The sequence below is a fragment of the Neisseria sp. Marseille-Q1983 genome, from assembly GCF_018224585.1.
Classification (GTDB): domain Bacteria; phylum Pseudomonadota; class Gammaproteobacteria; order Burkholderiales; family Neisseriaceae; genus Neisseria; species Neisseria polysaccharea.
In genome coordinates this window covers 19812-33926 of the sequence record NZ_JAGTUI010000022.1, presented here as the reverse complement: position 1 = coordinate 33926, position 14115 = coordinate 19812, and the positions used below count along the sequence as shown (strand labels likewise).

Sequence of the window (14115 nt, the reverse complement as noted above, 5' to 3'; positions counted from 1 at the left end):
TCCCAAATAAAGTCTGATTCTACCGCCCCGAAGGACAGATGTCCAAGTGGCGGGGGTTCAACCGAAAAGGAAACACGATGAAGAAAAACGCACCGAAATCGTTTGAAGAAGCCTTGTCACGCCTTGAATCGCTGACGCAGTCTATGCAGGGCGAAATGCCCTTGGAAGACGCGCTTGCCGCCTATCAGGAAGGCAACGAGCTGGTCAGGTACTGCCAAACCAAGCTGGCACAAGTCGAACAGAAATTACAGGTTTTGGATGCGGACGGGCCGAAGGAGTTGAACCTTGAATCCGACGAATGATTTGAAAGCGTGGCAACAGAGGGCGCAGGCGCAGACAGAGCTGCTGCTGGAACGCTTTTTGCCGTCTGAAAACGAAATCCCGCACACGCTGCACGAAGCGATGCGTTATGCGGCTTTGGACGGCGGCAAGCGTCTGCGGCCGATGCTGGTTCTGGCAGCTTCGGAATTAGGCGAAGCCGTGCATGAAGCAGTAGAACAGGCAATGGCGGCAATCGAAATGATCCATGCCTATTCGTTGGTTCACGACGATATGCCGGCGATGGACAACGACAGCCTGCGCCGGGGCAAACCGACCTGCCACATCAAATATGGCGAAGCCACCGCGCTACTGGTCGGCGACGCTTTGCAAACCCAAGCCTTCGATGTATTGGCGCGTCCGTCCGGCCTGCCTGCTTCGCGGCAGCTGGCAATGTTGTCAGTTTTGGCAAAAGCGGGCGGAAGCAGGGGTATGGCGGGCGGTCAGGCAATCGATTTGGCGAATGTCGGCAAACAAATGGTTCAAGCCGATTTGGAACAGATGCACAGCCTGAAAACGGGTGCGCTAATCCGTGCGGCGGTTTTATTGGGGGCGACGGCGTGTCCTGATCTGTCAGATGCGGAACTTTCCGTATTGGACGCTTACGCGGCAAAACTGGGGCTGGCGTTCCAAGTCATCGACGATGTGTTGGATTGTGAAGCGGACACGGCGACTTTGGGCAAGACGGCGGGCAAAGATGCCGACAACGACAAGCCGACTTATGTGAAACTGATGGGCTTGGAAGCGGCGCGCTCATACGCACACAAACTGGTTGCCGAAGCGGTCGCGCTGCTCGAACCCTTCGGCGACAAAGCCCTGCGCCTGCGGCAGTTGGCAGGATTTGCAGTCGCCCGCAAATATTAAAACCGGCGTATATCGCCGGCTGAAACGTGTCGGCACAGCGATGCCGGCCTGCACTTGAATGAAACAAATGCCGTCTGAAAGGATTTCAGACGGCATTTCTATGCCTGCCTATTCCCTGTTGCGCGTGTGCCAAAAATACCGCCACACGAAACAGGGAAACGCAAAAATCAGGTACAGGCAGACGACGGTGGCGTAGAACTCCCAACCCTGATTGTGTACCGCTCCCGCACGGGATTCGAGGATGTAGGCAAGAACGGCGGTCAGCGCGAAACCTGCCGCCAGCTCGATCAAGTGGTGTCCGAAATGTTTGCGCTTGAGCGCGGCCACGCCGAACAGTCTGGTCGTGAGGAAGGGGGCGTTGGCAAAGATGAGTGCCAAGACCAAAAGGATGTACATGGATGCGGTCATGGTGGGCTTTCTGTTTGGGCGTTGTCGGCGGCGATGCCGTCTGAACTGCATTGCGGAACGGCATATCTTAACAAGAACGGCAGCCTCTGACACGGCTGCCGTTGCGGCGGCTTACAGCGTGTTCTCCAACGCCTTGGCGCACCAGTCGATAACGGTTTGCGGCATGATGCCCCACAGGAGCAGCAAGAAGGCATTGACCGTCAGAACAAATTTGGCGGCATAGTTGCTGCCGACCGGCTGGTCATGATCAGGCACATCGAAGTAGATGACTTTGACCACGCGCAGGTAGTAGAACGCACCAATCAGCGACATGATGACGGCAAATACAGACAACCAAACATGGCCTTGTTTCAAGAGTGCCATAATCACGCCGAATTTGGCGTAAAAACCCATCAGCGGCGGAATGCCCGCCATAGAGAACATAACCAGCAGCATCAAAAAGGCAAGCCATACGCGGTGTTGGTTCAACCCTGCCAAATCGCTGATGTTTTCGCACTCGTTGTCCCCGTCCGACAACACCATCAACACTCCGAACCCTGCCGCCGCCATCAGCGCGTAGGTAATGGCGTAATACAGCCCCGCCGCAAAGCCGACCGCGCCCGCCATAAACGCCAGCAGGATAAACCCCATATGCGATACGGTGGAATAGGCGAGCATACGTTTGATATTGGTCTGCATGATGGCGGCAAGGTTGCCGACCAGCAGCGAGGCGGCGGCAAGCAGGGCAAACATCAGAGACCAGTCATGATGCACGGTTCCCAACCCGGTAACGAGGATGCGGAAAGCGAAAACGACGGCGGCGATTTTCGGGGCAGTGCCGACCAGGGCGGTAACAGAAGTGGGCGCGCCGTGATACACGTCGGGCACCCACATATGGAACGGCACCGCGCCGAGTTTGAACGCAACGGCGACGACGATAAACACCAGACCCAGTTTCAACAGCCATTCGTTTGCTTCTTCATTGAAGGAAGAGGCGAGCACGCCGGCAAATTCCAGCGAACCGGTTGCGCCGTAAACCATAGAAATACCGTAGAGTAGCAGACCGGATGCCAGCGCGCCCAGAACAAAATATTTCAAGGCGGCTTCGGCGGCAAAGCCGGAATCGCGGCGCAGGGCAATCAGGGCGTAAAGGGCAAGCGACAAGAGTTCCAAACCGATATAGGCAGTTAAAAAATGCCCCGCGCTCACCATCACGCTCATGCCCAAGAGGGCAAACAGCGACAGGGTGTAAAACTCGCCTTTGAAAATACCGCGCACTTGGTTGTAGGGCTTGGCATAAACAAACAGGGCAAACGTCAAGGCATATAAAACCATTTTTGCCAAACGCGACATACCGTCTGCAATATACATGCCGTTGAACGAAGACGTGCTGCCCTGTTCCCAAACGGCAAGCTGCACCACAGCCGTAACCGCCACCGTTGCCAACGCGCCGTAATGCGTCCAACGGCGTTTGTCATCACTGACCCACAAGTCTGCCAGCAACAATAACACCAGCAGCGACAGCAGCGCGACTTCGGGCAGTGCGGGCATCAAATTCAAATCAGACCAGTTCATTTACACACCTCAAATCTTGCTTTGTGCCACATGGGCAATCAAATCGTTTGCCGCCTGATGCACCACTTCGATAAATGCGTTCGGATACAGACCCATACCCAATACCACAACCGCCAAAATCGCCAGAATCGCAAATTCGCGGCAGTTGATGTCTTTCATTTCGGCAACGTGCGGATTGTGAATCGCGCCGAAAATCACGCGCTTGTACATCCACAGGGTATAAGACGCACCGTAAATCAGGGTCATGGCAGCCAACGCGCCTACCCAGAAATTTACTTTAACCGCGCCCATAATCACCATAAACTCGCCCACGAAGCCGGAAGTCGCAGGCAGACCGGCATTGGCCATACCGAACAACATCATAAACGCCGCAAACTTAGGCATTACATTGACCACGCCGCCATAATCGGCAATATTGCGGGTATGCAGGCGGTCGTACATCACACCGATACACATAAACATCGCGGCAGACACAAAACCGTGGGAAATCATTTGAATGATTGCGCCTTTCAATGCCCAATCATTCAATTGGCCGTTCACAAACAGGAACATACCCAAAGTGACAAAACCCATGTGGCTGATGGAAGAATACGCCACCAGTTTTTTCATATCGGTTTGCACCAGGGCCACCATACCGATATAAATCACGGCAATCAGGCTCAATACGATGATGACCGGCGCGAAATAGCGTGCCGCGTCCGGCACAATCGGCAGGATAAAGCGCAAGAAACCATACGCACCCAGTTTCAGCGTAATCGCCGCCAACACCATCGAACCGCCGGTCGGCGCTTCAACGTGGGCATCCGGCAGCCAAGTGTGTACGGGGAACATCGGCACTTTTACGGCAAACGACAGGAAGAACGCCGCAAACAAAAGCTGTTGCACGCCCAACGGAATCTGTTTGATGTTTTGGAAATCGACAATAGAGAAGCTGCCTGTTTGATAGTACAGGTAAACCATGGCAACCAGCATCAAAAGCGAACCCATCAGCGTATAGAGGAACAGCTTGACCGACGCATAGACGCGGCGCGGACCACCCCATACACCAATAATCAGGTACAACGGAATCAGCATACCCTCAAAGAACACATAAAACAGAATCGCATCCTGCGCGGCAAACGCGCCGTTAATCAAACCCGACATCATCAGGAAAGCGGCCATATACTGCGCCGGACGTTTCTGAATGACTTCCCAACCGGCCAATACCACCAACAGCGTAATAAATGCATTTAAGATGATAAAGAGCACTGAAATACCGTCCACGCCCAATGCATAGTTGATCTTCAGTAGCGGAATCCACTCGTGGAACTCGGTAAACTGATAGCCGCCGCTCAAACGGTCGAAACCGGCAAACAGGGGCAGCGTTACCAAGAAACCGGCAAGCGCACCCACGAAGGCAAGCACACGCGCCAGCGGCGCACGGCTGTCTTTACCGGCCGCCAAAACCAGCACGCCTGCGGCGATGGGTATCCATATTGCCAAGCTGAGTAGGTAGTTGGAAAACATAGTGGTTAACCTGTGGTTAAAATAAAAATATCGTTGTGCGGGTTGGTTTGTCAGACGGCGTTTTAAGAGGCCGTCTGAAGCCTCATCCTTATCTGAACAATCCCCAGAAGGTCATACCGAGCAAGACCAATACGCCGAACACCATAGCGGCGGCGTAGGTGTAGATAAAGCCGGTTTGGGCTTTACGCACTTGCGCGGCAACCGCGCCGACCAGTTTGGCAGAGCCGTTGACGATACCGTTGTCGATAATGGCGGTATCGCCGACTTTCCAGAAGAAGTTGCCCAACGCACGCGTGCCTTTGGCAAAGACGTTGAAATACAGGGCGTCGAGGTAGTATTTGTTTTCAAACAAAACGTAAATCGGACGGAATGTCTGTGCAATTTTCGCAGGCAGGTGCGGCAGTTTGACGTACAAAAGCCATGCGCTCAACACGCCTGCGATAGCAAGGTAGAGTACAGGCGAATGCAGGCTGTGCGACACCATTGCCAATGCGCCGTGGAACTCTTCCTTCATGATGTGCATGGTCGGATGCGCGTCGGCATTAACGAAAATCACATCTTTGAAGAAATCGCCGTAAAGCATAGGCCCGATGGCAACATAGCCGATGATGACGGACGGAATGGCAAGCAAAATCAAAGGCAGGGTAACAACCAGCGGGCTTTCGTGCGGATTGTCGTTTTTGCCCAAGCCGTGATGCTCTTCGCCATGATGATCAGGCAGGCTGCGCCATTTCTCTTCACCGTGGAACACCATAAAGTATTGGCGGAACGCATAGAATGCAGTGACAAAAACGCTGGCGAGGACGGCAAAATAGGCAAAGCCGCTGCCCGGCAGGGTGCTGTATTTGGCTGCTTCGATAATCGAATCTTTGGAGTAGAAGCCGGAGAAGAATGGTGTACCGATCAGCGACAAGTTACCGATCAACATGGTCAGCCAAGTAATCGGCATGTATTTTTTCAGGTTGCCCATATGGCGCATGTCTTGGTCGTGGTGCATACCGATAATCGCGCTGCCTGCCGCCAAGAACAGCAAGGCCTTAAAGAAGGCGTGGGTCATCACATGGAACATCGCCACGGAATAGGCAGACGCGCCCAAAGCCACGGTCATATAGCCCAGTTGCGACAAGGTAGAGTACGCAACCACACGTTTGATGTCGTTTTGAATCACGCCCAAGAAACCCATAAACAGGGCGGTAATCGCACCGATTACCATGATGACAGACAGCGCAGTGCTGCTCATCTCATAAATCGGCGACATGCGCGACACCATGAACAGACCCGCCGTAACCATCGTCGCGGCGTGAATCAATGCAGAAATCGGTGTCGGGCCTTCCATCGAATCGGGCAGCCAGACGTGCAGTGGGAATTGTGCCGATTTACCCATTGCACCGACAAACAACAGCAAACAGGTTACGGTAATCAAAGACCATTCCACACCGGGGAAAAGCTGGATGGTGGCATTTTGGACGTTGGGTAGATAGGCGAATACGTCCTGATAACGCAGGCTGCCGCCGAAATAGGCAAGCACCAAGCCGATACCGAGCAAAAAGCCAAAGTCGCCGACACGGTTGATCAAAAAGGCTTTCAGGTTGGCAAATGTTGCGCTTGGACGTTTGAAATAGAAACCGATCAAGAGATACGACACCAAGCCCACAGCCTCCCAGCCGAAGAAGAGCTGGATGAAGTTGTTGCTCATAATCAGCATCAACATGCTGAAAGTAAACAAAGAAATATAGCTGAAGAAGCGTTGGTAGCCGACTTTTTCATCGTGCATATAACCGATGGTATAGATATGTACCATCAACGACACGCCCGTTACCACGACCATCATCATCGCCGTCATCGTATCGACTAAGAAGCCGACGGAGAAATCCAAGCCGCCCATTGTCAACCAGGTATAGACGTTTTCGTCAAACTTGGCGCGGCTGCCGTCAATAAAGCCCCACAGCACATAAGCCGACAGCACGGCAGATACAGCGACACCGAGTATCGTCACAGTATGCGCACCGGCACGTCCGATTTTGTTGCCGAACAAACCCGCAATCAGCGAGCCTACCAAAGGCACAAGGGCAATGATGAGATATAAAGTCATGTCGTTCATTTGATTGAACCTAATCGATTTAAAAATTCACGTTCAAGGGAAGGGTTAAGCCACCCGAGAAAAAACCAACAGTAAGGGCAAAATAGCACCGGCAGCATAAATCAAGACCCAAACAGGCAGATTGTCGGTGAACCGTCGCAGCAGAAAAAAATAGGCCCATGCGTACAATCCGGAAATCGCGCCGCTAATGAGTGCGGCAAAAATTCCGCCCGCCAAGGAGAATAACGAAATCACAACAGCAAAAGCTGCCGCCCACATCCATGTGGCGGAACGGTCTGCGTAATACTCCTGCATTTTACCGAATATCAATAATATGATTACCGTAATCATGAACGTTTCCCTTCTGAGGTCGTCCGAAACCGTCCGAACCCGCTTTCAGACGGCATTCAACCTTTCTCATACCCTTCGTAATAATATGACTGCTCAATACCTTTAAAAATGATTTCACGGTTGTCCACATCGTCGGTCAGATTGTCCTTTAACAAAAAGCGCAGTTCTAAATCGTTGACGGGGCTGCGTTCCATCGCCTGCAAATACAAGGTTTTGCTTACATTTTGCCAGTTCACGACTTTTTTCAGGTTTTTTTTCAGCACCAAATCCAGCCAGATGCGGGTACTTCTGCCATTACCCTCCAAAAACGGATGGGCAATGTTCATTTCAACATATTTGGCGATGATTTCTTCAAAAGTCCGCTCGGGCATCTGCTCGATTTTAACCAAAGCCTCTTTTAAATACATGGCGTTGGCAAAACGAAAACCGCCTTTGGAAATGTTGTCTTCCCTGATTTGACCCGCAAAATCATATAAGCCGCCGAACAGGTAACGGTGAATCTGTTGCAGGCCCGCGGTGGTACCGACTTCGATACGGTCGATGTCGCCGCTTTCAAACAGGCGGCGGGCATTATGCAGGCTTTGTTCGTCTATGGATTTCATCGTTTTTCCTATCGGGTTTTCAGACGGCATCGGTGTCTTGTCAGGTCTCGACCCAACCTACCTTTACCCTTTCAACTCATCCAAATCGGCAACGTTGATTGTTTGTCGGTTGCGGTACACCAGCACCATAATCGCCAAACCGATGGCGGATTCGGCAGCAGCAACGGTCAATACGAAGAATACAAAAATTTGTCCGGCAGTATCGCCCAAATGTTGCGAGAAGGCGATAAAGTTGAAGTTCACCGCCAAGAGCATCAGCTCGATGGACATCAGCAAGACCAGCACGTTTTTGCGGTTCATAAAGATACCCATTGCGCTGATACCGAACAGGAGCGCACCCAATACCAGATAATGCGTCAAGGTAATCATGCTTTGCCCTCCCCTTCCGGCTTGAGGCCGTCTGAAACTTCGCTTTCTTCGGCAGATTCGACTTGCGGTTTGACCGCTTCCATTTTCACCAGACGCATACGGCCTTGATCGGCACGTACTTTAACTTGGTCGGCAGGATCCATGCGTTTCGGATTAGTGGTTTTACGGTGAACCAGTGCAATCGCCGCCACCATACCCAACAGCAGCAATACCGCCGCCAATTCAAACGGCAACAGGTAGTCGGTATAAATACGGCTGCCCAAATCGCGGATATTGTTGTAATCGGCGGGAATGTCTTTCATCAGACCAAATGCGGCAAGGTCGGTTTTCGGGTTGACCAAAATCAGAATCAGGGCAACTGCCAACAATGTGCCGACCACGCCGGCAACAGGCGCGTGCCGCCAGAAACCGGCGCGCATTTCTTCAATGTCGATGTTCAACATCATCACGACGAACAGGAACAACACCATCACGGCGCCGACGTAAACCACCACCAGCGTAACGCCCAAAAACTCAGCCTGCATCAGCATCCAAATCATCGCGCTCACGCAGAAAGTCAGCACCAGATGCAAAGCGGCGTGAACAGGGTTTTTGGCGGTAACGGTACGAACCGCACCGTACAAAACGATGGCGGCAAGGATATAGAACAGAATCGCGGAAAAAGTCATTCGTCTGCTCCTTAACGATACGGCGCGTCAGCGGCTTTGCGTTTGGCGATTTCGGGTTCGTATTTGTCGCCAATGGCCAAAAGAATCGGCTTGGTCATATGCAAGTCGCCTTTTTTCTCGCCGTGGTATTCAAAAATATGGGTTTCCACAATCGCATCGGTCGGGCAGGCCTCTTCGCAGAAACCGCAGAAGATGCACTTGGTCAGGTCGATGTCGTAACGCTTGGTGCGGCGGGTGCCGTCTTCGCGTTCTTCCGATTCGATGTTGATCGCCATTGCCGGACAAACCGCCTCGCACAATTTGCACGCGATGCAGCGTTCCTCGCCGTTCGGATAACGGCGTTGCGCGTGTAAACCGCGGAAACGCACGGATTGCGGCGTTTTCTCTTCGGGGAAATAAATCGTGTCTTTGCGGGCAAAAAAGTTTTTGAGCGTTACGCCCAAGCCTTTTACCAATTCGCCAAGCAGAAAGGTTTTTACTAAGTTAGCCATATTATGTTCCCTCAAAACAGGGATTTCGTTAGGTATTCAAAATCTCTTTGTTCAGACGGCCTCAAGATGCCGTCTGAAACTTATTTCCACAAATTCAGCGGTGAAATCATCCACACGCCCAAAATCACGATATAGGCGAAGCCGATCGGAATCAGCACTTTCCAGCCCAAACGCATGATTTGGTCGTAACGGTAGCGCGGGAAGGTGGCGCGTATCCACAGATACCAGTACAGCACTGCCGCCATTTTCACGAACATCCAGAATGCGGAAGGCGTGCCGATAATGCCCCAGCTTTGTGGGAACGGAGACAACCAGCCGCCGAGGAACATCAGCGATGTCAGCGCGGCAATCAGAATCATGAAAATATATTCGGCAAGGAAGAACAGCGCGAATGCGAAGCCGGAGTATTCAACGTGGTGACCGGCAACGATTTCAGACTCACCCTCTGCCACGTCAAACGGCGCGCGGTTGGTTTCGGCAACGGCGGAAATCAGATAGACGATAAAGATGGGGAAGAGCGGCAGCCAGTTCCAAGAGAACACGGAGCCGCCCGCGATGCCTTTTGCCTGCGCGGCAACGATGTCGGAGAAGTTCATGCTGCCCGATACCATCACGACGCACACCAGCGCGGCACTCATGGCGATTTCGTAGGAAATGCTTTGTGCGGAAGCACGCATTGCGCCCAAGAACGAATATTTGGAGTTGGAAGCCCAGCCCGCGATGATCACGCCGTAAACCGACAGCGAGGTAATCATCAGGATGTACAAAAGGCCGATATTGATGTTGGTCAGCACCCATTCTTCGTTGAACGGAATCACTGCCCATGCCGCAAAAGACGGAGCAAGCGACATAATCGGGCCGATGTAGAACAGGGCTTTGTTTGACAGCTTCGGACGGGTTACCTCTTTAAACAAGAGTTTGAACACGTCGGCAAACGGCTGAATCAGACCCCACGGGCCGGTTACGTTCGGGCCGACACGAAGCTGCATAAAGCCGATAACTTTACGTTCGAAATATGTCAGGTAGGCAACGGTCAGAATCAGCGGAATCAGGATAATCACGATTTTGACGATGACGGATACCACCAAGCCTACGGTAATACCCAAATCGCCCAGACCGAGCGTTGCGGCAAAGAGGTTTTGGAACCATTCTTGCATGATCAAGCTCCCGCCAGTTCAATAGTGTCCATCAACGCACCCAGCGCGGCATTTTCGGTATGCAGCGGCAGATGCACCACGTTTTCAGGCAAACCGGCATCGGCTTTGACGGCAACCGATACGCTCACGCCGTTTTGTTTGGCGACAGCGGTTTGTCCGTCTTGCAGGCCCAAGCGAGCCAATGTGTTCGGATTTACACGCGCAGCAGGCACGGCGGCATGGCTGGTCGCTTGCAACGGCGCGGAACGGCGCACGATAGAATCAGTGTGATAAATACCGACGCCGCCGACACGAACGAGGCGGTCTGATGCCGTCTGAACGCCCTCCCCTGTCCATGTGCTGCGGTTGTCCAGTTTGGACGGCAGACTTTCCGCATCCAGCGTATCTTTCAAAATTGCAGCGGTATCGTGGTATTCAAAACCTTTCAGGTCAAACAGGTTGCCCAATACGCGCAACACTTTCCACAACGGACGCGAATCGTCGAAGCCCTGAACGACACCGTGGAAGGATTGCAGACGGCCTTCCATATTGATGAAGCTGCCTGAGGTTTCGGTAAACGGTGCAATCGGCAACAACACGTCGCACACGTCCAGCAGCGTTTCGCTGACAAACGGCGTAAACGCCATCACGCTTTTCGCCTGTTTCAACGCGGCTACGGCTTTTGCACCGTCAACCGTATCGATTTCAGGCTCGACGTTGAGCAACAAGACTGCCTGTTTCGGCGCATTTACCATTTCGACAACGCTCTCGCCCGAGTTCACGCCCAAAACGTCAGCACCGACGCTGTTGGCAGCTTGCGGTAAAATGCCCAGCACTGCGCCGGTCGCGTCTGCCAGCTCTTGCGCGGCGGCATAAATGGCGGCGTAATCGGGATGGTTTTGCACTTCCGCGCCCAAAATCACTGCTGCTTTTTCAGCGTTTTTCAGGCTGGCGGTAACGGCGTGTTCCGCATTCGCAGACAGGTTTTTCAGACGGCCTGCCCACTCGTCGGGATGTGCGGCTTCTTGAGACAGAAGCGGCATAAACAATTCTTCTTTACTGCTGGCCAATACGCTCAATGCCATACGGTCTTTGGCGGCGCGGCGCAGGCGGGCAGTCAGGAGCGGCTGTTCTTTGCGCAAGTTCGCGCCGACTACCAATACGGCATCGTTGTCAGCCAAAGATTCAATGCTTTGTCCCAACCATTGCGCACCCTTAATGCCGTCTGAAAGACGTTTGTCTTGTTGGCGCAAACGGGTGGCAAAGTTTTTAACACCCAAGCCGTCGGCAAGTTTTTTGGCCAGATACAGCTCTTCAACCGTATTCATCGGGTTCACCCAAATGCCGACTTGGTTTTGGTTGCCGTCTTTGGCGATACATTCAATCGCGCTGCGGACATATTCCAACGCGGTTTTCCAATCCACGTCCATCCACTCGCCGCCCTGTTTGATTTTCGGGTTTTTCAGACGGCTTTCGTGATACAGGCCTTCGTAGGCGAAACGGTCGCGGTCGGACAGCCAGCACTCGTTGATGGCTTCGTTTTCCAACGGCAACACGCGGCGGACGGTATGGTCTTTGGTTTGTACAATCAGGTTGCTGCCCAAAGCATCATGGGCAGAAACGGATTTGCGGCGGTTCAATTCCCAAGTACGCGCGTTGAAGCGGAATGGTTTGCTGGTCAATGCGCCGACCGGGCACAAATCGATGACATTGCCTGACAGCTCGGTTTCCACTGCTTTGCCGATAAAAGGCATAATCTCGGAATGTTCGCCGCGGTTGGCCATGGCGATTTCTTGCACGCCGGCGATTTCTTCAGTGAAACGGACGCAACGGGTACAGTGGATACAACGGCTCATTTCCTCGGCGGAAACCAAAGGACCCATGTCCTTGCCGACGACGGAACGTTTTTCTTCGGTATAACGACTGGTGGTTTTGCCGTAGCCCATCGCCAAATCCTGCAACTGGCATTCGCCGCCTTGGTCGCAGGTCGGACAATCAAGCGGATGGTTGATGAGCAGGAACTCCATCACACCTTCTTGCGCCTCTCGGGCTTTTGCCGAATGCGTACGCACAATCATGCCGTCTGTAACCGGCGTGGCACAGGCAGGCAGCGGTTTGGGGGCTTTTTCCACGTCCACCAGACACATACGGCAGTTGGCGGCAATAGAGAGCTTTTTGTGGTAACAGAAATGCGGGATATAAGTACCGAGCTTGTGCGCGGCTTCAATCACCGTCGCGCCCTGCTCCACAGATACCTGTTTGCCGTCGATTTCGATTTGTAACATGGTTCGTTCCTAGTTACGGGTATTTGATAAATCATTCTTTTGGATGCCGTCTGAAAACTTAGCACCACTTATTCGGCTTCATCGGCCCGCCGTGTTCGATGTAATGCACAAACTCATCACGGAAATGCTTGGTAAAGCTGCGAACAGGGAAAACGGCGGCATCGGCAAGGGCGCAGATGGTGCGGCCTGCCATTTGGTTGCCGACGGAATCCAGCAAATCCAAATCTTCCATTTTGCCTTTGCCTTCTACGATGCGGTGGACGATGCGGTAGAGCCAGCCCGTACCTTCTCGGCAGGGGGTGCATTGGCCGCAAGACTCGTCGTAGTAGAAGTAGCTTAAACGTTCGAGGGCTTTCACCATGCACACGTCTTCGTCCATCACGATAATCGCGCCGGAACCGAGCATGGAGCCGGCTTTGGAAATCGAGTCGTAGTCCATATTGGTCTGCATCATGATATCGGCAGGCAATACGGGCGCGGACGAACCGCCGGGAATAACGGCTTTAAGTTTTTTACCGCCGCGCATACCGCCCGCCATTTTCAAGACTTCGGCAAACGGCGTGCCTAACGGCACTTCATAGTTGCCCGGACGTTCGACGTGACCAGAGATGCAGAACAATTTGGTACCGCCGGCATTCGGAATACCTTTATCGGCAAATGCCTGTCCGCCGTCACGGATAATGAATGGAACGGAGGAGAACGTTTCGGTATTGTTGATGGTAGTCGGTTTGCCGTACAGACCGAACGAAGCAGGGAATGGCGGTTTAAAGCGCGGCTGGCCTTTTTTGCCTTCCAACGATTCGAGCAATGCGGTTTCTTCGCCGCAAATATATGCGCCGTAGCCGTGGTGGGCGAAGAGTTCAAATTCAAAATCCGAACCCAAAATATTTTTACCCAAAAAGCCTGCGGCACGCGCCTGCTCCAAAGCGGCTTCAAAACGTTGGTAGCCTTCAAAAATTTCGCCGTGGATATAGTTGTAGCCGGCTTTCGCACCCATCGCGTAACCGGCGATAATCATGCCTTCAATCAGGGCATGAGGATTGAACATGATGATGTCGCGGTCTTTAAATGTACCCGGCTCGCCTTCGTCGGTGTTACAAACCACATATTTTTCGCCCGGGAAGGAACGGGGCATAAAGCTCCATTTCAAACCGGTCGGGAAGCCCGCACCGCCACGACCGCGCAAGCCGGAGGTTTTGACTTCGTCAATCACATCGGTTTGCGAGATGTTTTCGGACAGGATTTTACGCAGGGCGGTATAGCCGCCACGTTTGACGTATTCGTCCAATGTCCAGCAATCGGGATTGGCGGTATCCACTTGGTCAAAAATCACGCCTGATTGGTAAATAGCCATTTTTGGTGTGCCTGTTTGTTTTCGTATCGGTTGCGGCTGCCTGCCGTCTCAATGTTCCTGATGCCGTCTGAAACGGTTTGTCTGTTTTCAGACGGCATTTTCCTGTCTTCGTTTAATCTGAACCAAACC

At 52.8% G+C, this 14115-nt stretch carries 15 protein-coding genes; 2 read left to right on the top strand and 13 right to left on the bottom strand.

Features of this window, described 5'->3' with window-relative positions:
- Positions 1–38 precede the first annotated feature (38 nt).
- The gene (locus tag KEM39_RS06700; RefSeq protein ID WP_003708151.1) at positions 39–302 is read left to right on the top strand and encodes an exodeoxyribonuclease VII small subunit; all 264 of its coding nucleotides are present in this window, start codon (positions 39–41) and stop codon (positions 300–302) included.
- Positions 286–1182 (top strand): polyprenyl synthetase family protein, encoded by an 897-nt coding sequence (locus tag KEM39_RS06695; RefSeq protein ID WP_118997795.1) that lies wholly within the window; start codon positions 286–288, stop codon positions 1180–1182. Before KEM39_RS06700 ends, KEM39_RS06695 begins: the two co-directional genes overlap by 17 nt.
- A gap of 108 nt (positions 1183–1290) precedes the next feature.
- On the opposite strand, the gene KEM39_RS06690 is transcribed toward KEM39_RS06695, so the two are convergent.
- From KEM39_RS06690 to KEM39_RS11885, 13 genes are all read right to left on the bottom strand, one after another.
- Entirely contained in the window at positions 1291–1590 is a 300-nt protein-coding gene (locus KEM39_RS06690; RefSeq protein WP_002228921.1) for a DUF2818 family protein, read from the bottom strand.
- A 111-nt stretch (positions 1591–1701) separates the two neighbouring features.
- Positions 1702–3144, bottom strand: a complete 1443-nt coding sequence (gene nuoN / locus KEM39_RS06685; RefSeq protein WP_118997796.1) for an NADH-quinone oxidoreductase subunit NuoN — start codon at positions 3142–3144, stop codon at positions 1702–1704.
- A gap of 9 nt (positions 3145–3153) precedes the next feature.
- Positions 3154–4650 carry an NADH-quinone oxidoreductase subunit M gene (locus tag KEM39_RS06680; protein WP_118997797.1) on the bottom strand — a complete coding sequence of 499 codons (1497 nt, stop codon included), beginning with the start codon at positions 4648–4650 and terminating at the stop codon, positions 3154–3156.
- An 88-nt stretch (positions 4651–4738) separates the two neighbouring features.
- Complete coding sequence (nuoL, locus tag KEM39_RS06675; RefSeq protein ID WP_118997798.1) at positions 4739–6751, bottom strand: NADH-quinone oxidoreductase subunit L; 2013 nt, start codon at positions 6749–6751, stop codon at positions 4739–4741.
- 45 nt (positions 6752–6796) lie between these two features.
- On the bottom strand, positions 6797–7081 hold the full coding sequence (locus KEM39_RS06670; RefSeq protein WP_025458230.1) for a hypothetical protein: 285 nt from the start codon (positions 7079–7081) through the stop codon (positions 6797–6799).
- Between the two features lie 56 nt (positions 7082–7137).
- Entirely contained in the window at positions 7138–7713 is a 576-nt protein-coding gene (fic, locus tag KEM39_RS06665; RefSeq protein ID WP_002215631.1) for a protein adenylyltransferase Fic, read from the bottom strand.
- 33 nt (positions 7714–7746) lie between these two features.
- Complete coding sequence (nuoK, locus tag KEM39_RS06660; protein ID WP_002215628.1) at positions 7747–8052, bottom strand: NADH-quinone oxidoreductase subunit NuoK; 306 nt, start codon at positions 8050–8052, stop codon at positions 7747–7749.
- Complete coding sequence (locus KEM39_RS06655; RefSeq protein ID WP_003676988.1) at positions 8049–8720, bottom strand: NADH-quinone oxidoreductase subunit J; 672 nt, start codon at positions 8718–8720, stop codon at positions 8049–8051. The genes nuoK and KEM39_RS06655 overlap by 4 nt, the downstream gene beginning before the upstream one ends.
- Positions 8721–8731: 11 nt before the next feature.
- Positions 8732–9211 carry an NADH-quinone oxidoreductase subunit NuoI gene (gene nuoI / locus KEM39_RS06650; protein ID WP_070837200.1) on the bottom strand — a complete coding sequence of 160 codons (480 nt, stop codon included), beginning with the start codon at positions 9209–9211 and terminating at the stop codon, positions 8732–8734.
- 80 nt (positions 9212–9291) lie between these two features.
- Complete coding sequence (nuoH, locus tag KEM39_RS06645) at positions 9292–10368, bottom strand: NADH-quinone oxidoreductase subunit NuoH (RefSeq protein ID WP_039404290.1); 1077 nt, start codon at positions 10366–10368, stop codon at positions 9292–9294.
- Positions 10369–10370: 2 nt separating this feature from the next.
- Positions 10371–12632, bottom strand: a complete 2262-nt coding sequence (nuoG, locus tag KEM39_RS06640; RefSeq protein ID WP_211709735.1) for an NADH-quinone oxidoreductase subunit NuoG — start codon at positions 12630–12632, stop codon at positions 10371–10373.
- Between the two features lie 58 nt (positions 12633–12690).
- Positions 12691–13986 carry an NADH-quinone oxidoreductase subunit NuoF gene (gene nuoF, locus KEM39_RS06635; protein WP_014573730.1) on the bottom strand — a complete coding sequence of 432 codons (1296 nt, stop codon included), beginning with the start codon at positions 13984–13986 and terminating at the stop codon, positions 12691–12693.
- Positions 13962–14084 carry a hypothetical protein gene (locus KEM39_RS11885; RefSeq protein WP_003708125.1) on the bottom strand — a complete coding sequence of 41 codons (123 nt, stop codon included), beginning with the start codon at positions 14082–14084 and terminating at the stop codon, positions 13962–13964. Before KEM39_RS11885 ends, nuoF begins: the two co-directional genes overlap by 25 nt.
- Positions 14085–14115 lie beyond the last annotated feature (31 nt).